The 24423-nt window shown below is 67.1% G+C and carries 24 protein-coding genes; 11 read left to right on the top strand and 13 right to left on the bottom strand.

Going from position 1 to position 24423, the window contains the following annotated elements; all coding sequences use genetic code 11:
* Nucleotides 1-42 precede the first annotated feature (42 nt).
* The 4 genes from AC07O3_RS03700 to mgrA form a co-directional block, all read right to left on the bottom strand.
* On the bottom strand, nucleotides 43-1053 hold the full coding sequence (locus AC07O3_RS03700) for an LLM class flavin-dependent oxidoreductase (RefSeq protein WP_495338598.1): 1011 nt from the start codon (nucleotides 1051-1053) through the stop codon (nucleotides 43-45).
* A 101-nt stretch (nucleotides 1054-1154) separates the two neighbouring features.
* Entirely contained in the window at nucleotides 1155-1655 is a 501-nt protein-coding gene (locus tag AC07O3_RS03695; RefSeq protein ID WP_495338597.1) for a P-loop nucleotide/nucleoside kinase family protein, read from the bottom strand.
* 38 nt (nucleotides 1656-1693) lie between these two features.
* The gene (locus AC07O3_RS03690; protein WP_307614151.1) at nucleotides 1694-1891 is read right to left on the bottom strand and encodes a hypothetical protein; all 198 of its coding nucleotides are present in this window, start codon (nucleotides 1889-1891) and stop codon (nucleotides 1694-1696) included.
* Nucleotides 1892-1997: 106 nt separating this feature from the next.
* Nucleotides 1998-3038: an L-glyceraldehyde 3-phosphate reductase gene (gene mgrA, locus AC07O3_RS03685; RefSeq protein WP_093054901.1), complete on the bottom strand. Its 1041-nt coding sequence runs from the start codon at nucleotides 3036-3038 to the stop codon at nucleotides 1998-2000.
* Nucleotides 3039-3253: 215 nt separating this feature from the next.
* Here mgrA and AC07O3_RS03680 point away from each other — a divergent pair, with 215 nt between their 5' ends.
* The 5 genes from AC07O3_RS03680 to AC07O3_RS03660 are packed head-to-tail and all read left to right on the top strand — an operon-like array spanning nucleotide 3254 to nucleotide 7325.
* A complete protein-coding gene (locus AC07O3_RS03680) occupies nucleotides 3254-4318 on the top strand; it encodes an ABC transporter substrate-binding protein (RefSeq protein ID WP_495338596.1) in 1065 nt (354 codons plus the stop codon).
* A gap of 8 nt (nucleotides 4319-4326) precedes the next feature.
* On the top strand, nucleotides 4327-5136 hold the full coding sequence (locus AC07O3_RS03675) for an ABC transporter ATP-binding protein (protein WP_495338595.1): 810 nt from the start codon (nucleotides 4327-4329) through the stop codon (nucleotides 5134-5136).
* The gene (locus tag AC07O3_RS03670) at nucleotides 5133-5960 is read left to right on the top strand and encodes an ABC transporter permease (RefSeq protein WP_489012838.1); all 828 of its coding nucleotides are present in this window, start codon (nucleotides 5133-5135) and stop codon (nucleotides 5958-5960) included. The genes AC07O3_RS03675 and AC07O3_RS03670 overlap by 4 nt, the downstream gene beginning before the upstream one ends.
* Before the next feature lie 13 nt (nucleotides 5961-5973).
* On the top strand, nucleotides 5974-6837 hold the full coding sequence (locus AC07O3_RS03665; RefSeq protein ID WP_495338594.1) for a substrate-binding periplasmic protein: 864 nt from the start codon (nucleotides 5974-5976) through the stop codon (nucleotides 6835-6837).
* A gap of 56 nt (nucleotides 6838-6893) precedes the next feature.
* Complete coding sequence (locus AC07O3_RS03660; RefSeq protein WP_495338593.1) at nucleotides 6894-7325, top strand: GNAT family N-acetyltransferase; 432 nt, start codon at nucleotides 6894-6896, stop codon at nucleotides 7323-7325.
* Between the two features lie 6 nt (nucleotides 7326-7331).
* Here AC07O3_RS03660 and AC07O3_RS03655 read toward each other — a convergent pair whose 3' ends face one another.
* Nucleotides 7332-8819 (bottom strand): MFS transporter, encoded by a 1488-nt coding sequence (locus tag AC07O3_RS03655; protein ID WP_440531461.1) that lies wholly within the window; start codon nucleotides 8817-8819, stop codon nucleotides 7332-7334.
* A 127-nt stretch (nucleotides 8820-8946) separates the two neighbouring features.
* Here AC07O3_RS03655 and AC07O3_RS03650 point away from each other — a divergent pair, with 127 nt between their 5' ends.
* Nucleotides 8947-9879 (top strand): LysR substrate-binding domain-containing protein, encoded by a 933-nt coding sequence (locus AC07O3_RS03650; protein WP_495338592.1) that lies wholly within the window; start codon nucleotides 8947-8949, stop codon nucleotides 9877-9879.
* Between the two features lie 125 nt (nucleotides 9880-10004).
* Nucleotides 10005-11744, top strand: a complete 1740-nt coding sequence (locus AC07O3_RS03645) for a carboxylesterase/lipase family protein (protein WP_495338591.1) — start codon at nucleotides 10005-10007, stop codon at nucleotides 11742-11744.
* A 49-nt stretch (nucleotides 11745-11793) separates the two neighbouring features.
* Here the strand turns inward: AC07O3_RS03645 and AC07O3_RS03640 are convergent, their stop codons facing one another.
* Nucleotides 11794-13026 carry a class I SAM-dependent methyltransferase gene (locus tag AC07O3_RS03640; RefSeq protein ID WP_258355008.1) on the bottom strand — a complete coding sequence of 411 codons (1233 nt, stop codon included), beginning with the start codon at nucleotides 13024-13026 and terminating at the stop codon, nucleotides 11794-11796.
* Between the two features lie 159 nt (nucleotides 13027-13185).
* A complete protein-coding gene (locus tag AC07O3_RS03635; RefSeq protein ID WP_495338590.1) occupies nucleotides 13186-14178 on the bottom strand; it encodes an AraC family transcriptional regulator in 993 nt (330 codons plus the stop codon).
* 244 nt (nucleotides 14179-14422) lie between these two features.
* Between AC07O3_RS03635 and AC07O3_RS03630 the strand changes: the two genes are divergently transcribed.
* Entirely contained in the window at nucleotides 14423-15475 is a 1053-nt protein-coding gene (locus AC07O3_RS03630) for an aldo/keto reductase (protein WP_093054881.1), read from the top strand.
* Here the strand turns inward: AC07O3_RS03630 and bioD are convergent.
* The 6 genes from bioD to AC07O3_RS03600 form a co-directional block, all read right to left on the bottom strand.
* Nucleotides 15458-16198 carry a dethiobiotin synthase gene (gene bioD / locus AC07O3_RS03625; RefSeq protein WP_495338589.1) on the bottom strand — a complete coding sequence of 247 codons (741 nt, stop codon included), beginning with the start codon at nucleotides 16196-16198 and terminating at the stop codon, nucleotides 15458-15460. The two genes, AC07O3_RS03630 and bioD, sit on opposite strands and share 18 nt — an antisense overlap.
* Nucleotides 16195-17427 (bottom strand): 8-amino-7-oxononanoate synthase, encoded by a 1233-nt coding sequence (gene bioF, locus AC07O3_RS03620; protein WP_495338588.1) that lies wholly within the window; start codon nucleotides 17425-17427, stop codon nucleotides 16195-16197. The genes bioD and bioF overlap by 4 nt, the downstream gene beginning before the upstream one ends.
* Entirely contained in the window at nucleotides 17411-18793 is a 1383-nt protein-coding gene (bioA, locus tag AC07O3_RS03615) for an adenosylmethionine--8-amino-7-oxononanoate transaminase (protein ID WP_495338587.1), read from the bottom strand. The genes bioF and bioA overlap by 17 nt, the downstream gene beginning before the upstream one ends.
* Before the next feature lie 283 nt (nucleotides 18794-19076).
* Nucleotides 19077-19946 (bottom strand): NmrA family NAD(P)-binding protein, encoded by an 870-nt coding sequence (locus AC07O3_RS03610; protein ID WP_495338586.1) that lies wholly within the window; start codon nucleotides 19944-19946, stop codon nucleotides 19077-19079.
* 13 nt (nucleotides 19947-19959) lie between these two features.
* On the bottom strand, nucleotides 19960-20271 hold the full coding sequence (locus AC07O3_RS03605; RefSeq protein WP_093074500.1) for a plasmid stabilization protein: 312 nt from the start codon (nucleotides 20269-20271) through the stop codon (nucleotides 19960-19962).
* 103 nt (nucleotides 20272-20374) lie between these two features.
* Entirely contained in the window at nucleotides 20375-21268 is an 894-nt protein-coding gene (locus tag AC07O3_RS03600) for a LysR substrate-binding domain-containing protein (RefSeq protein WP_093054870.1), read from the bottom strand.
* A 166-nt stretch (nucleotides 21269-21434) separates the two neighbouring features.
* Here AC07O3_RS03600 and AC07O3_RS03595 point away from each other — a divergent pair, with 166 nt between their 5' ends.
* From AC07O3_RS03595 to AC07O3_RS03585, 3 genes are read left to right on the top strand one after another with little or no spacing between them, the layout of a single operon-like run.
* Entirely contained in the window at nucleotides 21435-22568 is a 1134-nt protein-coding gene (locus AC07O3_RS03595) for a C45 family autoproteolytic acyltransferase/hydrolase (protein ID WP_495338585.1), read from the top strand.
* Between the two features lie 13 nt (nucleotides 22569-22581).
* Nucleotides 22582-23463: an alpha/beta hydrolase family protein gene (locus AC07O3_RS03590; protein WP_495338584.1), complete on the top strand. Its 882-nt coding sequence runs from the start codon at nucleotides 22582-22584 to the stop codon at nucleotides 23461-23463.
* Between the two features lie 15 nt (nucleotides 23464-23478).
* Nucleotides 23479-24423, top strand: coding sequence for an ABC transporter permease (locus AC07O3_RS03585; RefSeq protein WP_495338583.1), 945 nt, complete (start codon nucleotides 23479-23481; stop codon nucleotides 24421-24423).

The following is a 24423-nucleotide window of genomic DNA, read 5'->3' as shown; positions in this document are numbered from 1 at the left end:
GACGATTGCTCTCTTGTCTCTTCTGGAATGGAAAGGAAAGGCTCAGGCCGGCACGGGTGTCGATTTGTGCGCCTTGGCGAGCAGTTCGACGGATGCGTGACGCTCCGCGAAACCGGCCACCGGGATGTCGATGACGAACTCCTCGATGCCATAGCGCTCGCTCAGTGCGTCGAGCGCATCGCGCACCTCTTCACCGGTGCCTGCGACCACATGAGGGCGGCGCTCTTCAGTGCGGTAGTCGCTCACGCCGGCTTGCCGCGCGAACTCGGCAGCGGCTTCGAGGCTCGGCAGGTTGACGCTCTGGCCGGTAGGCAAGTGCACACGAAAGCTTCGCAGCGCGCCGACAAGCTCCGCGGCTTTCTCGTGCGTCTCTGCCGCGAATGCAAAGAGCGCGAGTAGCGGTGCGCGCCCGGACTCCGCGCGATAGGCCTCGAGTGATTGCGCAAGATTCACCGGATCGCCGTTGAAGTGCCCCGCATAGACGAACTGCCAGCCGAGTCGCGCTGCAAGCACCGCGCTCTCAGGGCTGCCGCCGAGCAGCACGCGCTGCGGCAACTGCGGCGGGTTGGGCGTGGCGACCGCACCGGCCAGCGCATGGCCGGAGGCAATGCCGTCGTGCAGGAATGCATCGAGCTCGGCCAGGCGCACGCTGAAGTCTTCGCCCTTCTTCACCGGATCGTGCAGCCACTGCAGCGCCTTGCTCGTCAGCGGCAGGCCGCCTGGCGCCTTGCCGATGCCCAGGTCCACGCGACCCGGCGCCAGCGAGGCCAGCACGCGGAAAGTCTCGGCCACCTTGAACGGGCTGTAGTGCTGCAGCATGACGCCACCCGTGCCCACGCGGATGCGCGAAATCTTCGCAAGCACATGCGCGGCCAGCACCTCGGGCGCCGAGCCTGCGTAGTTCTTGTTGCCGTGATGTTCGGCGAGCCAGTAGCGGCGGTAGCCCAGCCGCTCAGCGCTCTGTGCGAGCGAGATGGTGTGCTGGAACGCCTGTGCGGCGTCGGCGCCTTCGGGGATCAGGCTCTTGTCGAGCAGGGACAGCGAGTAGGACACGTTGTGAGGCGGGAAGCGCCCTTGAAAGAATTGCTTCAAATTCTCTTGGGCATCGCGCGCACCGTTTGCGCCGAATTTCTATATCGATATCTGCTGAGTGCTCAGTCGCGCGTGTGAGAAAGAATTACCTCGGCAGCTTCTCGCGCGCCAAGGAAAGCCGTGTCAATGACGAGACGTTGCGTGGTCCACGGTTCGTAGTCGCGCTGCTGCACGGCCGCCCATGTCGGTGGCACGAGGCCCGGCACATCGATGCTTCGCTGCTCGACGCGGCGCCGATGCTCGGGGATGTCCGAACACACGATCTCGACCTCGACGATGCGCGACGAGGCGTCCGCCGCAACAGCCTGCCATGCCTCGCGCGTAACTGGCAATGGATTGACGCAGTCAGCCACGACCGTCAGCCCGAGCGAAAGATTGGAGCGGGCCAGCTCGTAGGCCACAACGTAGCCGGCCGGGCCGACCTCGCCGGCCAGCGCATCAGTCGACCGCAGTGCCTGCTCGATGGTGTCGATGCGCAGGTACACGCAAGGCACGAGCGCGGCTATCTCGCGTGCGATGGTGGTCTTGCCGGTGCCGGGCAGGCCACCCAGAACGATCAGCATCTTCTTGCGTCTCCAGGTTCAGGGCCCTGGTGCGGAGTTCACCACGAATGCGGCAGCAAGGCCAGAGCGGCCGCAGCATGCAGTCGCCGCAGCGCCCTTGCCGGCACATAGCCATGCGGCGCCCGCCGCGCCACTTCGTGTGCCGAGCTTGGCGGAATGCGCCAGGCCTTGGTTGTCAGGGCGAGAACGTGGCGGGCCTGGGCCGCCGGGGAAACGTAGTGGGTGCGCAGTGGCATGGCAACGGTCGAAAGAAAACTTCGGCCGATTCTGCGCAGTGCCACTGCTTTTCCAAAGACGGATTCCAAGTTACCTGATGCGGTTCGCGAATCGCGATCCCGGGCTTCAGGCGAAATCGGTCGATGGCTTCTCCCAGAGATTGACGCCGCCTTCCACCGCGTACTTGTCGATCTCGGCCAGTTCCTCTGTGCTCAACGGCGCGTGCGACAGCGCCGCAACGTTGTCGACGATCTGCTCGGGCCGGCTCGCACCGATCAGCGCGGAGCTGACGCGCGGGTCGCGCAGCGTCCACGTCAGCGCGAGCTGCGCCAGCGTCTGGCCGCGGCGCTTCGCGATCTCGTTGAGCGCGCGGGCACGCTCCACATTGGCTTCGGACAGGTGCTCCTGCTTGAGCGAGCCGCCGCCGGGCCGGTTGATTCGAGCATCGGCCGGAATGCCCTTCAGATACTTGTCGGTCAGCAGACCCTGCGCGAGCGGCGTGAAAGCGATGACGCCGGCGCCCAGTTCATCAGTCGCGTTCAGCAGGTCTTTCTCGATCCAGCGGTTGAACAGGTTGTAGGCCGGCTGATGGATCAAGAGCGGCACCTTCCACTCGCGCAGCAGCGCGGCGATCTCGCGCGTCTTGCCGGCCGAGTAAGACGAAATGCCGATGTACAGCGCCTTGCCCTGCTGCACGGCCTGGGCCAGCGCGGAGGCGGTTTCTTCCAGCGGCGTGTGCGGGTCGAAGCGGTGCGAATAGAAGATGTCGACGTAGTCCACGCCCAGGCGCTGCAGGCTCTGGTCGAGGCTCGCGAGCACGTATTTGCGCGAACCGCCGCCCTGTCCGTACGGACCCGGCCACATGTCCCAGCCGGCCTTGCTCGAAATGATGAGTTCGTCGCGGTACGGCTTGAAGTCCTCGCGCAGCAGCCGGCCGAAGTTGGTCTCGGCGCTGCCGTACGGCGGGCCGTAGTTGTTGGCCAGGTCGAAGTGGTTGATGCCCAGGTCGAAGGCCGTGCGCAGCAGTTGGCGCTGCGTGGCAATGGAGGTGGTGTCCCCGAAGTTGTGCCAGAGCCCGAGCGAGATGGCGGGCAGCACGAGCCCGCTGCGCCCGACGCGGCGGTAGGGGATGGCGTCGTAGCGCTTGGAGTCGGCGTGGTAGGTCATGGGTGTGTCTTGTCTTGACGGTGGATGGAGAAAAGGAAAAGAGCCGTCGAGGATGCCCCCGCAGGCACAGCGCGGCAAGCATTTCCACGCCGCTGTCGCGCTTATCCGTCGCCGCATATGCATAGGCGGTTTTCTTCGTTGGCGCAGCGCGGAGCGCTTTCTAGCATCGGCGCTCCGCCAACTCCCAGACCGCTCCCCTGCCGGAGCGCGCCGCCATGTCCATCGAAGCCTCTTCCCTCCCTTCGCGCCGCCTTGCGCTCAAGACTTTCGCCTCGCTGACCGCGGCCGGGGGCCTCGGTGGCCTGTTGCTGGCGGGTTGCTCGCGCGACGAAGGCAAGACCGCATCGGCCGGCGGCGCTCCGGCCGTGGTGAAGAAGGTCGGCGAGAAGGTTGCGTTCAAGTATCCGAACAACCCCTCGTTCGACCTGATCTACCTGGCCGACGAGCTCGGCTACTTCGAGGGCACGAACACGCGCCCCGAGTACGTGGGCAAGATCGCCGCGCCGCAGATCATTCCGCTGGTGGGCACGGGCGAGATCGACTTCGGCAGCCGCATGGTGCCACTGGTGATCTCGGCCATTGCCTCGGGCGCCGACCTCAAGGTGGTGGCAGCAGGCGGCAAGACGCTGCAGGAAGCGCCGCACATGAAGTACTTCGTACGCAAGGACTCGGGCATCCGCGAACCGAAGGACCTCGAAGGCAAGACCATCGGCTTCAACAGCTTCGGCGCCTGCGCCGAGTTCGTCACCAAGAAGTACCTGCGCCAGCACGGCGTGGACGTGAACAAGATCAACTTCGTCGTCATTCCCGACGAGCAGGCCGAGCAGACGCTGGTAACGCGCAACACCGACCTGGCGATCATCCACGCGCCCTTCTCGGGCCGTGCCGACAACGCCGAGCAACTGGTGCGGCTGTGGAGCGACTTCGACCTCGACGGCGGCCTCGGCGGCATGGCGCCGTACAGCGCGCACGGCCAGTTCATCCGCCAGCACCCCGAGGCGGTGCGCGACGTGGTCGTTGCACTGGCCAAGGCCGGCAACTGGGTCAACGCCAACACCGAGGAAGCTCGCAAGCTGGTGGCCAAGCGCATCAACATGGACCTGAAGAATGTCGACCGCTATGCCTACGTCGACGACCTGGTGGTGACCGAGCCGCCGATCCAGTACTACATCGACATCCTGCAATCCGAAGGCAAGCTCGCCTCCGGCAAGGTGGCGGTGAAGGACGTGTACACGAACGAGTTCAACCCCTTCGTCAACAAGATCAGCACGAAGGCCTGAGCGCGCCGATGACCATCAAGATCTCTGCCCGCGATGTGCGGATGGACTACGCAGCCCGCGGCGCGAGCGAGCGCGTGTGTGTGCTCGAAGGCTTCGACCTCGACGTGCGCGAGGGTGAATTCCTCTCGGTGCTCGGCCCGTCGGGCTGCGGCAAGTCGACCTTTCTCGGCATCCTGGCCGGGCTGACCGAGCGCACCGGCGGGCGCATCGCCATCAACGGCCAGCCGCTCGCGGGCATCAATCGCAACCAGGGTGTGGTGTTCCAGGGCTATGCGCTGTTTCCTTGGCTCTCGGTGCTCGACAACATCGCTGTCGGGCTCGAGATACGTGGCGTCGGCAAGGCCGAGCGTCGCCGCACCGCGCACGAATATCTCGAACTGGTCGGGCTGCATGGCTTTGCTGACCGATACCCGCACGAGATTTCTGGTGGCATGAAACAGCGTGTGGCCATTGCGCGCTCGCTCGCCTACAAGCCCGACGTGCTGCTGATGGACGAGCCCTTCGCCGCGCTCGATGCGCAGACGCGCGAGATTCTCCAGGGCGAGCTGCTGCGCATCTGGGAGCAGTACCGCAAGACCATCGTGTTCATCACGCACAGCCTGGAAGAAGCGGTGTACCTGTCGGACCGCGTGGCGGTGATGACGCAGCGGCCCGGCCGCATCAAGGACATCATCGACATTCCGCTTGCACGGCCGCGCTCGGCGGAGCTTCGTCACTCGGCCGAGTTCGCCGCGCTGCGCCAGCGTGCGTGGGAGGTGCTGAAGGACGAAGTGCAGATCGGCCTGCGGCCCAGGTCGCTCGAAGGGGGCGTGTCATGAGTGCCGTGCTCGACGCTCCAGTGGTTCGTTCGCCCAGCCGACTCTTCAAGTTCGCTCGCGGCCTCGGCCGGGTGGCCGAACGCGGCATCGGCATCGTGATCTTCCTGGCGCTGTGGGAGGCCCTGCCGCGCCTTGGCATCGTGAGCGATGCCTACCTGAGCCCGCCTTCCGCCGTGATCGCGAGCATCGCCCAACTCGTCGACACCGGCCAGCTCTGGAAGCACATGGCCGCGAGCCTGCAGCGCTCGCTGTGGGGACTGGTGCTCGCGAGCTTCTCTGGCGTGGTGCTGGGCCTGCTGATCGGCAGTTCAAGGCGGCTGGCGGCCATCGTCGATCCGGTGCTGCAGCTCTTTCGCCAGACTTCTGCCTTCGCGCTGTTTCCGGTGTTCATCCTGTTCCTGGGCATCGGCGAGCTGTCGAAGGTGGCGATCATCTTCTGGGCCTCGTTCTGGCCCGTGCTGCTGAGCACAGTGAGCGGCGTGAAGCAGGTCGACCGGCTGCTTGTGAACTCGGCGCTGTCGATGGGCGCGTCGCAGCGCTTCATCTTCTTCAAGGTGGTGCTGCCGGCGTCGCTGCCGTCGATCTTCACCGGCGTGCGGCTGGCGGGGGCGTACAGCATCACCGCGCTGGTGGCGGCCGAGATGATCGGCGCGCATTCGGGCCTGGGCTTTCTCACGCTGAATTCTCAGGAGACCTTCCAGATACCGACCATGTATGCGGGCATCCTGCTGCTGGCGGTGCTGGGGCTGGTGCTCAACTACCTGCTTGCGCTGCTGGAGCGGCGGTTGCTGCGCTGGCGCAGGGGGTTGAGTCTCGATGAGTGACGCTGCTTCCCCAGTGGCTTCGCGCCCCCGCCGGCTCGCGCTGGCAGGCGCCTCGCTCGTCGCGGCGGCCGCGCTGGCGGGCCTGGGCGCATCGTGGGCTTCGGGGAGCCGCCTGAGCGAACTGCCCAAGGGGCCGGTGCTGGCCAAGGCCATCGAGCGCGGCACGCTGGTCGTCGGCGTACGCCGCTATCCGCGCCCTGCCCCTCCCGAAGCACCGACGCCGCCGGAGCCCGATGGCTTCGATGCCGCATTGGCGCGCGAGCTGGCTCGCTCGCTGGGCGTGACGCTGGAACTGGTAGGGCTGGACGCTGCCGCGCAGGACGCCGCGCTGCGCGATGGCCGTGTCGACCTGCTGATCGCAGGAGTGCCGTCCGCCGCCGCGCCGAAAGGCATCGACGCCGCCCCCGGCAGCTACGACACAGGCAGTGGCCTGGTGGTCGCGCTGCGCAAGGGTCGCGTGCAGGATGCGGAGGCGCTGCGCGGCGCGCCGGTCTGCGTTGGCGAAGGCTCGGGCTATGCCGGTGCAGTGTCTCTGCGCTATGGGGCTGAGCCGCGCAGCTATCCCTCTTCCGTGCATGCCGTGTCGGCCTTCATGGCGGGCGAATGCGCTGCGCTGGCCGAAGATGCCGAAGTGCTGGAACGCCTGCTGAAGAACGACGAATGGCGCTTCTACAAGCCGCTGGCAAGCGGCCTGCGCCCGCCATCGGACGCCGCCATCCGCCTGCCGAAGGGCGATGCTGCCTCGCGCGACTACCTGGCCGCCGCGCTGCGCCAATGGCGCGCGGACGGCACGCTGGCACAGGCGCGCGGTGCGCGCGCGGGCAACCTGCAGTTCGAGATCACGCTGCTCAAGGACGGGTTCGTCTGTCATTCCTGAGTGGGCGGCGGTTCGGGGCCGGTACAGTTGCCCAGCTCCTACCCAGCCCACATGCCATGACGAACATCACGATCACGACACCCACGCCCGAAGAAGTCCACTCCGGCGAGCTGGGCCTCAAGCTGCGGCACTACAACTACGGCTTTGTCGGCGAGTACCCCGAGCAGCAGTACATCCGCCTCAACGCGAGGGACGAAAACGGCCGCCTCCTCGGCGGACTGCGCAGCTTCGTGTTCCTGTACTGGCTCAACGTCGAAGTGCTCTTCGTCGAGGAAGACGCGCGAGGCGCGGGCCTCGGCAGCCGCCTGCTCGCCGAAGCCGAGCGGCAGGCCATCGCGCTAGGTGCGAAGAACGCGAATGTCAGCACCTTCCAATGGCAGGCCCGGCCGTTCTACCTGAAGCACGGCTACGAGGAGTTCGCCCGCATCGACGACTACGCGCCCGGCTTCTACCTGGCGTATATGAAGAAGTCTCTGCTGGGGCCCTGAAACCGGCTACTTCGGCGCCGGCTTCCCCGCCCCGACTGCATGGCTCTCCAGCCCCTCTTTGGGCAGCAGCAATGCCAGCGCGATCACACCCAGGCTCACGACCAGCATCGCCATGAAGGTGAGATGCAGCGAGCCGCCCAGTGCCAGACGGATGCCTGCATCCCCCGCGACGGAGCCGTGCACGCCCTGCAGCAGCAGGCGCAACTGGTCGTCGGTGAACATCATCGTGCCGTCCCCGCGCGTCAGCCCGAAATTGAAGACCGCGCCGAAGAAGGCCGCGCCCAGCGCACTGCCGAGGTTGCGCGAAAACACGTTCGATGCGGTGGCGACGCCGCGTTGCGAAAGCTCCACGCCCTCCTGGATCAGGATCAGCGAGCTCAGGCTCATCACGCCCATGCCGAGGCCGATGATGAAAGAGCCCACGGCGGGCAGCACCGGCGAGCTGCCGGCCCCCAGCAAGGCGAAGGTCGATGTACCCAGCGGAATCAGCGCCGCACCGGCCACCACCATGCGCCAAAGCCCAATGCGGTGGAAGGTGCGCGAGGTCAGCGTCGCGCCGATGGGCCAGCCGAGCATCACCATCGTGAGCGTGAGGCCGGCCGTGACCGACGAACGCTCGAGCACCACCTGCACGTACATCGGCAAAAAGGTCGTGATGCCGATCAGCACCATGCCGGCGAGCATGGCCGCGCCGTTCACGGTGGCGATCATCCGCGCGCCCCAGAGGCGCAGCGACACCATGGGGTCGGCCGCGCGGCGCTCCTGTGCGATGAACAGCGCGAGCGTGACGACGAACAACCCGGCCCACGCGAGCGCCACGCCCGAATTGCCGACGCCGAACTCGGTCAGCGCAATCATCAGCGCCGCAATGCCGATGGTGAACAGCACCGCGCCCACCATGTCGATGGATGAGCGCCGCACCGTGGGCGCCTCGTGCAAGAAGAACCAGAAGCCCGCCGCCGCGGCCAGGCCGATGGGCACGTTGACCCAGAAGATCCAGGCCCACGACAGCTTCTGCACGATCAGCGCGCCGATGATCGGCCCGACCACTGCAGACACGGCCCACACGCTCGCGAGCCAGCCCTGCACCTTGCCGCGCTCGCGCACCGGATAGAGGTCGCCCACGATGGTGAGCGACACAGGCTGGATGGCGCCCGCGCCAATGCCCTGGATCAGCCGGAAGCAGATCATGGCCGGCATCGACCACGAGAAGCCCGCCAGCACCGAGCCGATGACGAAGACGGCGATGCCCACGAACATGATGGGCTTGCGGCCGTACAGGTCGGAGAGCTTGCCGAACACCACCGTCATCGCGGTCTGTGCGAGCAGGAAGGAGGCGAACACCCAGCTGTAGAGATGCAGGCCGCCCAGCTCGGAGGCGATCTGCGGCATCACGGTGGAGACGATGGTGGCTTCGATGGCCACCATCGCCATGGAGGCCATGATGGAGGCGATGACCAGCGGGCGGTTTGTTGTTCTGTTGGGGGAGGTCATGAGCCGTGCATGCTATAGACGGCACGAGTCCCTGTCCGCTGCTCGGGCTCTCGGCGCCGTTCGTTGGCTACAGTCCGGTGCAGCCGGCCGGCGTCATCCGGGCGCCGGGCGCTTCAGAAAGCTGCGAATGGATGAACTCAATGGCGTCGTCGACGACCTGATCGCGCTCGTGCTGGTGGTGGAAGCCGGCGGGTTCAACGCTGCGAGCACGCGCCACGACATTCCCGTGTCCCGGTTGAGCCGCCGCATCGCGGGCCTCGAAAAGCGCCTTGGCGTGAGCCTGCTGGTGCGCAGCTCCCGGCGCTTCAAGGTGACGGAAATCGGCGAACGCCTGTACCAGCACGGCCTGGCGATTCGCGCCGAGACCCGCAACGCGCTCGCCGTGGCGCAGGACACGCTCAACGAGCCGTCGGGCCATCTGCGGGTGTCGTGCCCCGTCGCCATGGCCACGGGCCTGGTCGGGCGGCTGTGCGTGGAGTTCGTCAAGCGGCATCCGAAGGTGACGCTGACGCTGGACTCCACAGACGGGCGCCCTTCCCCTTGGAGCGAGGCGGCCGACCTGCTGATTCGCCCGAGCATCGACACGCTGCCCGATTCGAGCATGGTGTCGCGCAAGCTCGGCGATTTTCCGTACCTGCTGGCAGCCACGCCGGCGCTGTTCGAATCGCTGGGCGAGCCGGCCACGCCGCAAGCGCTTGCGGCGCTGGACGACTGCCCCGCCATCGGCTGGACCTTCGGCCCGCATCCCTCGCGCTGGCTGCTGCGCGGGCCCGGCGATGCCGAGGTCGAGCTGAACGTGCATCCACGTTTCACCAGCGACAGCCTGCTGCAGATCCACCAGGCGGCGCTCGCGGGCATCGGCATCGCGCGGCTGCCGGTCAGCCTGTGTGCCAAAGACCTGGAACAGGGCCGCCTGCGCGTGGTGGCGCCGGGGTGGGCGCCGCCGACCATCTCGATCCACGCGCTGTATCCCTCGCGCCGCGATCTCACGCTGGCGGGGCGGCAGTTTCTGGCGATGCTGGTGGAGGCCACCGAGCCCTATTCGAAAACGGTGAGATAGCGTCGTTTCGAAACTGCATATTCAGAAAGCTGCGTTGCATTAGCCCGGGTGTCATCGCACGGTCATCGCTCCTAGCATCGGCCGCAAGTCGGGTCCGCTGTGGAACCGGCCACCCGAGGACGACGATGGCGCATCACGAAAAGAAGAGTTCTTTCCCGATCTGGCCCGAAAGCCGGCGGCGGTTCATCCAGGCGACCGGCGCGTTGATCGCGCTGCCGCTGGCCGGTTGCGGCGGCGGAGGCGGAGGCGGTGGCGGCTTCTCGACACCTTTTGCCGGCAACGGCACAGGCACCGGACAACAGGCCGCTGCGCCGGTCGCCGACACCACCTCGGGGCGGTTCAAGGGACAGGTCAGCGGCAGCGTTGCGTCGTACCTCGGCATTCCGTATGCCCAGGCGCCTGTCGGCGCGCTGCGCTTCCAGTCGCCGAAACCGTTCAAGCCCGCGTCCGACGTAGTGAACGCCGACAAGTTCGGCGCTGCCAGCCTGCAGACGCTGCCGCCGTACGTCACATGGATCTACCCCGTGCCGGCGCAGCAGAGCGAAGACTGCCTGACGGTCAACGTGTGGGCGCCTGCCGATGCCGCCAGGGCGCCGGTGATCGTGTGGCTGCACGGCGGCGCCTGGCGCACCGGCGCCACCAGCATGCCGCTGATGAACGGCGCAGCACTCGCGGCACTCGGCGTGGTGGTGGTCACAGTCAACTTCCGGCTGGGTGCGCTGGGCGGCCTTTCGCACCCGGACCTTGTCGATGCCGACACCGGCAGCATCGCCAACTGGCAGTTACAGGACCAGATGGCCGCGCTGCAATGGGTGCACCAGAACGCCGCCGCCTTCGGGGGTGACCCGGACAACATCTGCCTGATGGGGCAATCGGCCGGCGGCACCAGCGCAGCGGTCATTGCGCAGAACCCCGCCTCCCGGAAGTTCCTGCGCAAGGTCGTGCTGTTGAGCCCCGGCAGCAACGCGGCACCGAACAGCTTCAGCCTGAAGGACGCGGCGGCATACACCGAACTGCTGGCCGCCCGCATGAACACTACGCCGCGGGGCCTGCGCGACGTGCCGGCCGCCACGCTCCATGCGGCGGAGATAGCGCTCAACGCGCAGCCGTTGCCAGCCACCATCACGACCGGGCGCAGTTCGAAGTTCGTTCCGGTCGTGGATGCGCAGTTCTGCCTCGCGGACTGGACGCGTGCCGCATGGCCGGCCGACCTGCCCGTGATCATCACTACCACGCTGACCGAAGGCAGCTTCTTCGTCGACCTGATCGACCCCGCCACCGGCAAGGCGCTGACGGCGCCCCTGCCGCAAAACGACACGCAGCTGCTGGCATACATCACATCGCTGACCAACTCGGCCACGGTGAGCAGCCAGGTGCTTGCAAGCTACCGCCAGGCCGCCGCCGACGAGGGGCGGCCGACGGGCGCCGGCGACCTGTTGGTGGAGATCTACGGCGACTACGCCATTCGCGTTCATTCGGTGCACTACGCCGGCAGGCTCGCCAGTGAAGGCAAGGACGTGCGCTTCGGCACCTACGCGCACGCTCTCAAGGCGCCGGGACACGGCGTGCCGCACTGCGCCGACCTGCCATTGCTCTTCGGCACCTACGGGCTGGACTACTACAAGGACAAGGTCGGCAACGGCACCGCGGAAGCGCAGCTGTCGGCAAGCATGGCAGCGGCGCTGGTGTCTTTCGCGCGTGAGCCTCAGGCCACGGCATTCGGTGCCGGCACAGCGTGGCCGCGCTACACGGGCCCCTTGGCGAATGTGGTGCGCATGGGCGAAGGCAGCAGCGCAGGCGTGGTCGTCGGCACGGTGCCGAAGCTGGCGCAACTCGCCATCTGGGACGGTCTTCTGGGCTACTGAAGTGGCTCAGGCGCACGGCCCTCGGGCCGCACGGCGCCGCAACCGTCAGTCAGCCCGCATTCAACGCCGAAGTGCCGTCGTAGATGTAGCGGCGCGACCAGGGCAGCGTCTTCGCCGACCTGCCCGCCTTGCGCCCGACGATCTGGTAGATGGCCACGTCGTCGTTCTCGAAGGCATAGGCACAGCCCGCGAGGTAGATGCGCCAGATGCGGAATTTCTCCTCGTCGACGAACGCGTGCGCCTTCTCGCTGTTGGCTTCGTAGGCATCGCTCCAGCAGCGCAGCGTCTGCGCGTAGTGGCGGCGCAGGTTCTCCACGTCGAAGGCTTCGAGGCCGCCCTGCTGCATGGCCTGCAGCGCCAGGCTGATGTGCGGCAGTTCGCCGTTGGGGAACACGTAGCGGTCGATGAAGTCGCCGCCGCCGTAAGAAACGCCGCCGCCCTCGGGGTCGGACGAGGTGATGCCGTGGTTCATGACCACGCCGTCGTCGGCCAGCAGCTCCTGCACGCGCTTGAAGTACGCGGGCAGGTTCTTGCGGCCCACGTGCTCGAACATGCCGACGCTGGTGATGCGGTCGAACTGGCCGGTCACGTCGCGGTAGTCCTGCAGGCGGATCTCGATGCGGTCCTGCAGGCCGGCGGCCTTCACGCGTTCGGTCGCCAGGTCGAACTGGTTCTGCGACAGCGTGACGCCCACGCAGCGCGCGCCGAACTTCTGCGCCGCGCGGATCACCAGCGCGCCCCAGCCGCAGCCGATGTCGAGCAGGGTCTGGCCGGGCTTCAGTTCGATCTTGGTGAGGATGTGGTCGATCTTTTTCAGCTGCGCGGTGGCGAGGTCTTCGTCGCCGTTCTCGAAGTAGGCGCACGAATAGACCATGTTCGGGTCGAGCCACAGCCGGTAGAAGTCGTTGGAAACGTCGTAGTGGTACTCGATGGACTTCTTGTCCGACGACTTGGTGTGCGCGAAGTAGCGCGCCATGTGCCGCAGCGCGCCGCCGGGCTTGTCCATCGATGTCTTGGCCAGCCCGTAGGCAATGTCGATGACGTCGCTGAGCTTGCCTTCGATGTCGATCTTGCTCTTGACGTAGGCCTCGCCCAGGTTGTCAAGCGTGGGCTGCAGCATCAGCGACAGCGCCGCGGGCGACTTCACGTGCAGCGTGACCGAAGGCCCGCTGAAGGTGCCGAAGTCATAAGACTGGCCGTCCCACAAGGTGAGCCGCGCAGGCAGGTTGGCGCGTGCACGAACGGCGGCGCTCCACTGCGCCAGCTTCTTTTCCCAAAGCATGCATTTCTCCGTGTTGTTTGGTTCTCCCGATCACATGAACGGGCTGCTGCAGCGAACAAAACAATAGCGAAATTTTGCAAAACCTGCATGGTCGGGACGACGCAAGAAATTGCAGCAAGTGCTACAAGGCGGCCGGCCGGCCCGTACCAGCTGTAGCCCTCAGGCTGCTTCCATCGACTCCGCGCCCATCGCGTCGTTGCCCGCCTCGCCGAGCCAGCGGCGCTTGTCGCGCAGCGGCGGTGCGCCGAACATGCGGCCGTACTCGCGCGCGAACTGCGACGGGCTTTCGTAGCCCACGTTGTGCGCGGCACTCGCCACGTCGGCGCCGGCAATCAGCATCTGGCGGCGCGCCTCCTGCAGGCGCAGCTGCTTCTGGTACTGCAGCGGGCTCATCGCTGTGACGGCCTTGAAGTGATGGTGGAACGACGACACGCTCATGTGCACTGCCCGCGCCATGTCTTCCACCCGCAGCGACTGCGCGTAGTTGACGCGCAGCGCGCTGATGGCCTTGGCGATGCGCTGGGTGTGGCTGTCCTGCAGCGCGATCTGCCGCAGGCGCGCGCCTTCGCCGTTCACCAGCAGGCGGTACATGATCTCGCGCTTGATGAGCGGCGCCATGATCGGCACGTCTTCCGGCGTGTCGAGCAGCCGCAGCAGGCGCAGCACCGGCTCCAGCACCGGCATGGCGATGCGGTTGACGTACATGCCGCGCGAGGCCGGCGCGTTGGCCTTGGCCGGCAGCTTCTCGTCACCGATGAGGTCGCCGATTTCGTCGAGGGCCAGCTCCAGCCGCACGCCGAGGTACGGCTCTTTCTCGCTCGTGACGCACACCTGGCCGCACACTGGCAGGTCGACCGAGGTGACGAGGTAGTGCATGGGGTCGTACACGTAGATGTCATCGCCCACGATGATCCGCTTGGAGCCTTGTGCAATGAGGCCCAGCGCCGGCGACGCAAAGCCGTGCTTGGGGCCTTCGGGCTTGCTGATGCAGAACACCTGCAGGCCGAGCACGGCGGTGATGACTGTGCCGTCCTGCCCCTGGGTGATGTGCTCGATCAGCGCCACCAGTTCCTTGCGGGCTTCGTCGAGTTCGGGTTCCAGCGGCATCGGCTGTGCGATGACGGCGGCGATTTCGGGTGTTTCGTCGGACATGTTCGGGGCCTTGTCGCGGTGGGAGGCCAGGGAATGGCCACCATGGAGGATTGAGCGGTTTTGTAGCTTAGCGCGCCTCCCTTGGATTCGCACCTGCCGGCGGGGAGGTCTGGAGAATCAGGCAAATACTTTGCAGGAACGCGCTCGCCACGCCGGGGGCGGCAGCCGGATACTTTTTGCAGTCGCCCGGGCTTTCCGGCCCTTTCGGCCTCCCTCGGGCGCCTCCACCGCAAAGGATTCCTCCATGCAATACCGCAAATTCGGCCGCACCGGCCTCTTCGTTTCCGAGCTGTGCCTCGGCACCATGACTTTCGGCGGCTCCTCCGGCATCTGGGGCCAGATCGGCAACCTGCAGCAGTCCGAGGCCGAAGGGCTGATCGGCAAGGCCATGGACGCCGGCATCAACTTCATCGACACGGCGGACGTGTACTCCGACGGCCAGTCAGAAATCATCACCGGCCAGGCACTGAAGAACCTCAAGGCGCCGCGCGACAGCTTCGTGCTGGCCACCAAGGTGCTGGGCGAAACCGGCAGCAAGGGCGTCAACTCGGCCGGCGCCTCGCGTTTTCACATCATGGATGGCGTGAAAGCCAGCCTGCAGCGCCTGCAGCTCGACCACATCGACCTGTACCAGATCCATGGTTTCGACCCGGCCACGCCCATCGAGGAAACCGTGCACGCACTGGACAACCTCGTGCGCCAGGGCCACGTGCGCTACGTGGGCGTGTCGAACTGGGCGGCCTGGCAGATTGCGAAGGCGCTGGGCATCGCCGAGCGCGACCGGCTGGCGCGCTTCGAATCGCTGCAGGCCTACTACACCATCGCCGGGCGCGACCTGGAGCGCGAGCTGGCGCCGATGCTGCGTAGCGAAAACGTCGGGCTGATGGTCTGGAGCCCGCTCGCGGGCGGCCTGCTGAGCGGCAAGTTCGGCCGCAATACCGAAGCGGAAAAAGGCAGCCGCCGCACCACCTTCGATTTTCCGCCGGTGAACGTCGAGCGCGCCTACGACTGCATCGACGTGATGCGCCAGCTGGCCGAAGCGCGCAAGGTGTCGGTCGCGCAGATCGCGCTGGCCTGGCTGCTGCACCAGCAGGTGGTGACCAGCGTGATCATCGGTGCCAAGCGCGCCGAGCAGCTGGACGACAACATCGCCGCCACGGCCATCAAGCTCACGGCCGATGAACTCGCCACGCTGGACAAGGTGAGCGCGCTGCCGGCCGAGTACCCGGGCTGGATGCTGGAACGCCAGGGCGGCGTGCGCGGCAAGCGGCTGGTGGAATCAAACCAGCGCGGCTGAGACTTCCGACGCAGCAGCGCGGCGCGCGGCATGCGCTGCCGTCGCGCGCAGTGCGCGCAGGTCGATGTGGCGGGCAGCGCTGGCCGCATCGGGGTGTTCGAGGTGCGGCACGATGCCGAGCAAGGGCGCACCGAGACGCGCGCGCAGCGTCTGCAGATTGGCCTGCGGCGCGAGCATCGACGGATCGACCATGCTCGCCACCCAGCCCGCCAGCACGAGGCCACGGGCGCGAACGGCCTCGGCGCTCAGCAGCGTGTGGTTGAGGCAACCCAGCCGCAGCCCGACCACGAGGATCACAGGCAGGCCCAGTGCCACGGCCAGATCGGCGCTGTCGAGGTCGTCGCCGAACGGCACGCAGAAGCCCCCCACGCCTTCGACCACCACCGCATCCGCACGCGCCGACAGTTCCGCGAAGGCCGAGAGCATCGGCTGCAGCGCGATGTGCACGCCCTCTTCCCTGGCCGCCAGGTGCGGCGACATCGGTGCGCGCAGCAGATATGGGCAACGCAGCGCCAGCGGCGCATCGACGTTGCCGGCCGCGTGCAGCTGCTCCACGTCTTCGTTGCACCATTCGCCATTCATGTCTTCCAGCCCCGCGGCCACCGGCTTCATGCCGACCGCGCGCAGGCCAGAGCCGGCCAGCAGGCTCAGCATGGCGCTGCTGACCAGCGTCTTGCCGATGCCCGTGTCGGTGCCGGTCACGAACCAGGCCCGGCGCGTCATGCGGCTTCCTTCAAAGGCTGCGCGAGGGCTTCGCCCAATGCATCGACCAGCCGCGCGACATCGGCTTCGCTGTGGCTGGCCGACAGCGCGATGCGCAACCGCGCCGTGCCGGCAGGCACCGTCGGCGGGCGGATCGCGCCCACACGCAGGCCGCGTGCATCGAGCTGCGCCATGACTCGCATCGCGCGTGCGTTGTCGCCGACGATCAGCGGCTGGATTGCGGTGGGTGACTCCGGCAGCCACGCGCTTCTATCTGCTGGCAGCACTTCCTTCAGGCCGCGACGCAACTGCGCGATGCGGGCCTGCAGCCGCGCACGGCGTTCCGCGCCCTCCTCGCCCTCGATCAGCGTCAGGCTCGCGAGCAGCGCATGTGCGACGGCTGGCGGCGCGGCGGTGGTGAAGATGTAGGGCCGCGCACGCTGCACCAGGTAGTCGATGACGGTACGGTGCGCCGCTACGAAAGCGCCCGACACGCCAGCCGCCTTGCCCAACGTGCCCACCAGAACCAGTCGCTCAGAGCGCAGGCCCATGGCTTCGGGCACGCCGCGCCCCGTGTCGCCCAGCACGCCGAAGCCGTGCGCGTCGTCGATCACCAGCCAGGCGTCGTGCCGCTCGGCCAGTGCGAGCAGCTCGGCAACCGGCGCGATGTGGCCGTCCATGCTGAACACGGCATCGCTCACGATGAGCTTGACCGGTGCGTCGCAAGCGGCGAGTTGCGCATCGAGCGCGGCCACGTCGCAATGTGGATAGCGCTCGACGCGCGCCTTGGCCAGTCGCGCGCCGTCGATCAGCGAGGCATGGTTGAGCGACTCCGAGAAGATGACAGCCTCGGCTCCGCCAAGCGCCGACAGCACCGCGAGATTGGCCATGTAGCCGGTGCAGAAGAACAGGCTCTGCGCCTCGGGAATGAAAGGCGCCATCCAGCCGGCCAGCCGCTCTTCGAGCTGTGCGTGCGCGCGCGAGTGGCCGAGGATCAGGTGCGAACCGCCGCTGCCGGTGCCATACAGCGCAGCGCCTTCGGCCCACGCAGCAGCCAATGCGGGATGCGCGGCGAGGCCGAGATAGTCGTTGCTGCTGAAGCCGAGCATGGTGCGCGGTGCAATGGCGCCTGCCAGCGTCAGGGTCTGTTCGGGTGCGCAGGCGGTTTCGGCGATCTGCCGGCGGCGGCGCAGCGACTGGGCGTCGAGCGCATGGATCTCGCCCTGCAGGCGGTCAAGCAAGCGCGACATTGCGGGCTCCTTCCTTTGAACTCGTGGCCATGACGGCTTTCAGCGTGGCCAGCGTGCCGTCGACCAGCTGGTCGATCTCGCCATCGTTGATCGCATACGGCGGCATGAGGTAGACGGTGTTGCCGATCGGCCGCATCAGCAGCCCCTGCGCACGCGCCGCCATGTGGAAGCGCTCGGCAAAGCGCGCGCCGGGCTCACGCACGTCGAAGGCCGTGATCATTCCCCGCTGCCGCAGGTGATCGACCGGCTGGCCCTCGAGCCCGTCGTGCAGTCGCTGCAGCAGGCGCGCCGCCCGGCCGCGGTTGCGCTGCAGCGCGTCTTCGCTCTTGAACAGCTCCAGCGTGGCCACCGCCGCACGGCAGGCCAGCGCGTTGCCGGTGTACGAATGCGAATGCAGAAAGCTGCGCGCCACGTCGTCGTCGACAAAGCCTTCGTAGATGGCGTCACGCGTCATCACCAGCGCTAGCGGCAGGTAGCCGCCGCTGATGCCCTTCGAGAGGCACAGGAAGTCAGGCCAGATACCGGCCTGCTCGCACGCGAAGAAGCTGCCGGTGCGGCCGCAGCCCACCGCTATCTCGTCGGCGATGAGGTGAACTTGGTAGCGGTTGCACAAGGCGCGCACGAGCCGCAGGTATTCAGGGTCGTGCATCGCCATGCCGGTGGCGCATTGCACCAGCGGCTCGACGATCACGGCGGCGATGGTGTCGTGCTGTTCGGCCAGCAGAGCTTCGAGTTCGGCTGCGGCGCGGCGGGCGGCGGCGGCCGCGTCTTCGCCCGGCTTGGCGTTGCGTGCATCAGGTGAAGCAACGAGGTGCGCATTCGCGAGCAAGGGGGCGTAGGCGTCGCGGAACACCGGCACGTCGGTCACGTGCAGGGCGCCGAGCGTCTCGCCGTGGTAGCCCTGCTTCAGCGCGACGAAGCGCTGCTTGCCGCCACGGCCAGCGTTGCGCCAGGCGTGGAAGCTCATCTTCAGCGCGATCTCCACCGCAGAAGCGCCATCGGAGGCGTAGAAGCAATGGCCCAGCGCGTGCCCCGTCAGCGCGGACAGGCGCTCGGCCAGTTCCACGGCCGGGGCGTGCGTGCAGCCCGCGAGCATCACGTGCGAGAGCTTGTCGAGCTGGTCTTTCAACGCAGCGTTGAGCGCGGGGTGTGCGTGGCCAAAGAGGTTGACCCACCACGAACTGGTGGCGTCGAGATAACGGCGGCCTTCATGGTCGAAAAGCCAGACCCCCTCGCCTCGCGCGATGGGCAACGGCGGCACCGCTTCGAGGCGAATGCTCTGCGTGCACGGATGCCAGACATGGCGCCGGCTGCGTTGCTGCAAAGCGGCATTGGGAGATGAGGAAGAAGCAGTCGTAGAAGGCACCCGCGCATTCCTTTCGTGAGGGCAAGGCGCGGGATCGTATCGATGGGTTCGCCGTGCGGCAAACCGCTGGACGGCTTGCGAAATGACGGACGAATCAGCGACGTTTGCAGGCGTAGAAGCCGCGTTCGGAGCAACGTCAACGAACAAGACGGCTTCTCGCGCCCGGGCCGCCATGGCGGGAAAACGCAAGTTGTCCGGCTGCCGCCAGAAACAGGTCACGAATGTCCGGTTTTAGCGGCTTCACGGCCTGAGGCCCGGATATCGGACAGCATGTTGGCGGGTTTCAGCGGTCCGGACTCTTCTTCACAAGCGCGGAGATGTATTCGCCCAATGAAATCGCGCCGCGCTCCGGCTTGTCGGGCGGTTCGTAGTGCTGGTCCAGCGTGACGCGCGTCATGGCCGCGTACGACCTGGCGGCAGCGTCGGAAAAGCCCAGCGACTTGAACGCCTGCTCCCACTGCTCGCGCGGCGTCTCGACCACCTCCACCGGTCGCCCCAGCGCTTGCGAGAAAGCCCTCGCCACGTCGCCCGCCGAATAGCGCTCCGGCCCCTCGACGTGATGCGGTCCCGAGGACTCGGGCGGGCCCAGCATGAGCCTGGCGGCGAACTGGCCGAGATCGTGCGGCGCCACCATCGGCAACCTGAAGTCGGCGGGGTACATGCTGTACACCTTGCCTTCCTCACGCGCGGTCTTCAGCGAAGCGTCCCAGTTGCTCATGTAGTACGCGGCGCGAATAGCGCAGAACGGCGTCGGGCCGGCGCGCAACGCCTGCTCCATGTCGTACAGCACGCCCAGGTCGCCCAGGCCCTCACCGGGCTGCGCGCCATAGGTCGACTCGGCGACGATCTTCTCGAGCCTGCAGCCTTCGAGCGCCGAGAGAATGGCGCGCAGGCTCCTGTGCTCTTCGGCCACCGTGTCGGTCGAGGGCGCTGCCGGCGGGTTCAACACGAACAACCGATGGCCGCCCTTGAACACACGGTGCAGCGCATGCGTGTCGAACACGTCGACCACGGCCACGTGCGCGCCCTTGGTTCGCAGGGCTTCGGCCTTGTGCGCATCGCGCGTCACCACTGTCACCGGCTCGCTGCGCGCGAGCAGGTCTTGCGCCAGGGCCGAGCCGACGTGGCCCGTCGCTCCCAGAATGATGTGCATCGTCGGCTCCGTGTCAGCCGCGCTTTTCGGCGTTGCGCCTGCGCGTGGCGGCGGCCTTCATAGCGGAAGCCGAGCGTGCGGCCGCTGGGCGATGCGCGGCGGCAGCGCCACCCATGCGCCCACCCTTGCGTGCCGGCGCATGGTTCTCGGCCTTGCCGCGCCCGGAGCCCGACTTCTTGCCGCCGCCGGTCTCGGCATTCACCGTGGCCCAGGCGCGGCGCTCGGCTTCGGCCTTGCCCACGCCGCGGTGTTCATAGCCTTCCTCGATGTGCTCGGCCTGTCGCTTCTGCTTGTCCGTGTAGGACGACTTGTCGCCTCTAGGCATGGCATTGCTCCTGCTCGATGAGAAGCCTCCATGCTGGGCACGCGAGGCGCGCCGTGGGTCGGAAGACGCGCGGGCTGCGCGTCAGCCTTGTCTGTCGTGCGTGTCAGGAGCCCGGCTTCATGCGGCGCAGGTGCGCCAGCATCTCTTCTCGGACCACGCCGGTGATGTGGCTGCGCCGCCCGTTCTCCAGCATGCCCAGCCGCCGCGCGATCGGCCGGCCGGGCAGCTGCAGCACGCACAGCGCGGGGTCGCTCTCCCAGTCGAAATTTTTCAGCAGCGGCGCCATGGTGAAGCCCACGTTCTTGCGCACGAGCTCCGCAATGGCCAGCAGCGAGTTGAGCTCCAGGAACTCTTTCGGCACCAGCTGCAGCCGCCGCAGGATGCGGTCGATGCGCGCGCCGGTCGGTGTGCGCCGGTCGAAGCGAATGAAGGGCTGGCTGGCGAACAGGCTCGCAATGCTCGTGTCGGGCGCGGCGATGCCCGAGTTGGCGATGACGGTGAGCGTCTCGTCGTAGCACGGCGTCCACAGCAGGCCCGGCACCTCGGGCCATTGCCGCTCGACGACCACAGCCGCGTCGAGCTCGCCGCTCACCACGTCCTGCATCAGCTGAGTCTGCTCGCGCACGCGCAGTTCGACTTCGAGGTTCGGATGCAGCGACTTGAGCTGCGCCAGCGTGCTCGACAGCAAGCCCATGGCCGAGATCAGCGAGCCGAGCTTGATGGTGCCGGCGATCTGCCGCTGGTCTTGCAGGTCGCGCCGCATCGACTCGTATTGCGCCAGCAGCTCTTCGGCGCGCGGCAGGAGCAGATGGCCTGCGGGGCTCAGCACCATGGTGCGGCCGGTCTTGTCAAACAGCGTCTTCTTCATTTCCGCTTCGAGCGCGCGCATCTGCTGGCCCACGGCGGCCTGCGTCAGCGCGACCTGGTCGGCAGCCGCGGCAAAGGAGCCGCCACGGGCGGCGGCCACGAAGGTGCGAAGAAAGCGGATGCTGCTCATGGCGTGTTGCGTGCCGCGGTGAAAGGAAAAGAATTTATTTACTAATTCTAAATAATTTTTAAATTTATTTTTTCCTGTACCTGCCAAAGAATGCGGGCCATGGTCATTGCCCTAGCGCCTTCAGGCGGCAGGCCGATGACAGGAACACCCCAGCCCCTTTCACCTCATGACCACCCCTGAATACTTTCCCCTCGTCGATGTTTCCGGCACGCCGCATGCGCGCGGCCTGCAGCACGGCCGCGCCGTGCCCGAGCGCGTGGCCGGCGGCGTGGCGCTCTACCGCGCCCAACTCGGCCGCCGCGGCCTGGACGACGCCACCATCCGCCAACTGGCGCAGTCGATGCTGCCGCTGATCGAGGCCTACGACGTGAGCTATCTCGAGGAGATGCGCGGCATCGCCGAAGGCGCGGGCGTACCGCTCGAAGACATCGTGATGCTCAACTGCCGCACCGAGATGCTCTTCGGCTATGCCGACATGAAGCGCCCCGCCGAAGCTTCTGTCGACGCGGCACCCTCCGAAGACGGCGACTGCACCGGCCTCGTCGTGCTGCCCGCGCGCTCGGCCACCGGCCGCCTGATGCACGCCCACAACTGGGACTGGCGCCAGGAATGCGTGGACACCGGCATCGTGCTGCGCATCCGCAATGCAGGCGGCCCCGACATGCTCACCTTCACCGAAGCCGGCGCGCTGGCCCGGCACGGCTTCAACAGCAACGGCGTGTCGCTCACCGGTAATTCGCTGACCTGCCATGAAGACTTCCAGAAAGGCGCCGGCGTGCCGCTGGTGCTGCTGCGCCGACGTGTACTGGAGGCCACCAACCTCGCGCAGGCGATGAAGACCATCTGGGCCTCGAAGCGCTACTGCGCCAACAACATGATCCTGGCGCAGGCCAGCGGCAACGACGGCTCGGGCATCAGCCTCGAGACCTCGCCCGGCGAGATCTTCTGGACCCTGCCCGAAAACGACCTGCTCGTGCATGCCAATCACTGGATGTCGCCCTCGGCCGTCATCAAGCTGCGCGACCCGGGCCTGCCGCAGCGCCCTGACAGCATCTACCGCCAGCACCGCGTGGAAAACGCGCTGCGCCGCGTGGAGGGCCGCATCGACTGGACCGACGTGAAGGCCGCGCTCGCCGACGAATTCGGCAAGCCCGACGGCGTGCTGCGCACCCCGAAGCCGGCCGACTTCAGCAGCATCTCGGCCACCGTGGCCACCACGCTCATGGACGCGGCCAACCGCGTGATGTGGGTCGCGCGCAAGCCTTACGAGGCCCGCAATTTCCAGGAATACACGCTTTGATCGCCCCGCTCCCATGACCCAGAACACTTCCACCGAAGCCCCCACGGCCCTGGCCGACCAGCGCGCCCGCTCCATCTACGACCTGGGCCCCAGCACCATCTACGCCTCGCGCAGCGACCCGCGCTTTTCTTACTGCACCTACGTGCCCGAGCACATCGGCAAGCCCGGCGCGCGGCCGATGCAGCTGGTGGTGGTGATGCACGGCACCGGCCGCGGTTTCGTCAACTACCGCGAGGCCTTCAGCGGCTTTGCCAAGTGGAACGACTGCATCGTGCTGTGCCCGCTGTTCCCGGCCGGCGTGCGCGGCGACGGCAATCGCGACGGCTTCAAGCACCTGATCGAGGCCGACATCCACTACGACCGCGTCCTGCTCGACATGGTGGCCGAGGTGGGCGAGAAGTTCGGCTGCGACTTCAGCCAGTTCGCGCTCTTCGGCTACTCGGGCGGCGGCCAGTTCGCCAATCGCTTCGCAATGCTGCACCCCGAGCGACTGTGGGCCGTGTCCATCGGCGCGCCCGGCTCGGTCACGCTGATCGACCCCGAGCAAGGCTGGTGGGTGGGCACGAAAGATTTTGCCGGCCGCTTCGGCAAGCCGATGAACCTCGAAGCCCTGCGCGAAGTGCCGGTGCACATGATTGCCGGCAAGGCCGACATCGAGACCTGGGAGATCACGCACCGCGAAGGCGGCAAGTACTACATGCCCGGCGCCAACGATGCCGGCCGCACCCGGCCCGAGCGGCTGGAAACGCTGCGCCGCTCCTTCGAGGCGGCGGGCGTGAAGGTCACTTTCGACCTGCTCGACAACGTGCCGCACAACGGCCTGGCCTGCGTGGGCCACGTGCAGGACTTTTTCGCCGACGCACTGCACGCACTGCGCGAGCCGCGCGCCGCATAACAAGGAAGACGGCCCATGTTCCGTTTCGCAGCGTCCCGCATCGCCATGGCGATACCCACACTGCTCATCGTGGCGGTGTCGGTGTTCGTGTTGATACGGCTGATTCCCGGGGACCCCGCGCAGTTGCTGCTGGGCGACCTCGCCACGCCGGCCAGCCTGGCCGAGCTGCGTGCCCGCCTCGGGCTCGACCGCTCGCTGCCGGCGCAGTTCGGCATCTGGTTCGGCCACGTGCTGCAGGGCGACCTGGGCACCTCGATCAACAGCGGGCAGGACGTGCTCTCGCTGGTGACCGACCGCTTTCTCATCAGCGGCCGCATCGTGCTGGTGGCCGTGGCGCTGGCCGCGATGGTGGCGGTGCCCGCCGGCATGATCGCCGCGTGGAAGCAGAACCGCGCGCCCGACCTGCTGCTGGTCGGCACGGCCACGCTGCTGGTCTCCATTCCGACCTTCTGGCTGGGCCTGCTGTTGCTGCTGCTGTTCGGCCTGAAGCTGGGCTGGCTGCCGATGGTGGGCTACGTGGGCATCGCCGAAGACTGGAAGAACGGCCTGCTCTACCTGGTGCTGCCGGTGCTCACGCTGTTCCTGCACGAGATCGGCGTGCTGATGCGCATGGCGCGCGCCAGCACGCTCGAAGTGCTGCGGCTGGACTACATCACGCATGCGCGCGCCAAGGGCCTGTCGGAGCGCGCGGTGCTGATGCGCCATGCCTTCAAGAACGCCTTCGGGCCTACGTGGACGCTCATCGGCCTGGTGCTGGGCAATCTGCTCGGCGGCATCGCGGTGGTGGAAACGGTGTTCACCATTCCCGGACTGGGCCGGCTGCTGGTCGATGCGATCTTCGCGCGCGACTACCCGGTGATACAGGGCTGCCTACTGTTCGTGGCGGTTATCTACGTGGTGGTGAACCTCGTCATCGACCTTTGCTACCCCTTCTTCGACCCGAGAGTCGCCGTCGAATGA

The organism is Variovorax sp. GW821-FHT09D05, from assembly GCF_059416325.1.
The sequence above is the reverse complement of the archived record's forward strand: the minus strand, read 5'-3'. Positions and strand labels throughout refer to the sequence as shown.

Coding starts and splice junctions, on each gene's coding strand:
- AC07O3_RS03605 (WP_093074500.1), bottom strand. CDS start 20,271: ATGCCTAGAGGCGACAAGTCGTCCTACACGGACAAGCAGAAGCGACAG.
- bioD (WP_495338589.1), bottom strand. CDS start 16,198: ATGACGCGCCGGGCCTGGTTCGTGACCGGCACCGACACGGGCATCGGC.
- AC07O3_RS03595 (WP_495338585.1), top strand. CDS start 21,435: ATGACCACCCCTGAATACTTTCCCCTCGTCGATGTTTCCGGCACGCCG.
- AC07O3_RS03655 (WP_440531461.1), bottom strand. CDS start 8,819: ATGACCTCCCCCAACAGAACAACAAACCGCCCGCTGGTCATCGCCTCC.
- AC07O3_RS03645 (WP_495338591.1), top strand. CDS start 10,005: ATGGCGCATCACGAAAAGAAGAGTTCTTTCCCGATCTGGCCCGAAAGC.
- AC07O3_RS03630 (WP_093054881.1), top strand. CDS start 14,423: ATGCAATACCGCAAATTCGGCCGCACCGGCCTCTTCGTTTCCGAGCTG.
- AC07O3_RS03600 (WP_093054870.1), bottom strand. CDS start 21,268: ATGAGCAGCATCCGCTTTCTTCGCACCTTCGTGGCCGCCGCCCGTGGC.
- AC07O3_RS03670 (WP_489012838.1), top strand. CDS start 5,133: ATGAGTGCCGTGCTCGACGCTCCAGTGGTTCGTTCGCCCAGCCGACTC.
- AC07O3_RS03680 (WP_495338596.1), top strand. CDS start 3,254: ATGTCCATCGAAGCCTCTTCCCTCCCTTCGCGCCGCCTTGCGCTCAAG.
- AC07O3_RS03650 (WP_495338592.1), top strand. CDS start 8,947: ATGGATGAACTCAATGGCGTCGTCGACGACCTGATCGCGCTCGTGCTG.
- bioF (WP_495338588.1), bottom strand. CDS start 17,427: ATGTCGCGCTTGCTTGACCGCCTGCAGGGCGAGATCCATGCGCTCGAC.
- AC07O3_RS03610 (WP_495338586.1), bottom strand. CDS start 19,946: ATGCACATCATTCTGGGAGCGACGGGCCACGTCGGCTCGGCCCTGGCG.
- AC07O3_RS03660 (WP_495338593.1), top strand. CDS start 6,894: ATGACGAACATCACGATCACGACACCCACGCCCGAAGAAGTCCACTCC.
- AC07O3_RS03675 (WP_495338595.1), top strand. CDS start 4,327: ATGACCATCAAGATCTCTGCCCGCGATGTGCGGATGGACTACGCAGCC.
- AC07O3_RS03585 (WP_495338583.1), top strand. CDS start 23,479: ATGTTCCGTTTCGCAGCGTCCCGCATCGCCATGGCGATACCCACACTG.
- AC07O3_RS03695 (WP_495338597.1), bottom strand. CDS start 1,655: ATGCTGATCGTTCTGGGTGGCCTGCCCGGCACCGGCAAGACCACCATC.
- AC07O3_RS03590 (WP_495338584.1), top strand. CDS start 22,582: ATGACCCAGAACACTTCCACCGAAGCCCCCACGGCCCTGGCCGACCAG.
- AC07O3_RS03690 (WP_307614151.1), bottom strand. CDS start 1,891: ATGCCACTGCGCACCCACTACGTTTCCCCGGCGGCCCAGGCCCGCCAC.
- AC07O3_RS03635 (WP_495338590.1), bottom strand. CDS start 14,178: ATGTCCGACGAAACACCCGAAATCGCCGCCGTCATCGCACAGCCGATG.
- AC07O3_RS03640 (WP_258355008.1), bottom strand. CDS start 13,026: ATGCTTTGGGAAAAGAAGCTGGCGCAGTGGAGCGCCGCCGTTCGTGCA.
- mgrA (WP_093054901.1), bottom strand. CDS start 3,038: ATGACCTACCACGCCGACTCCAAGCGCTACGACGCCATCCCCTACCGC.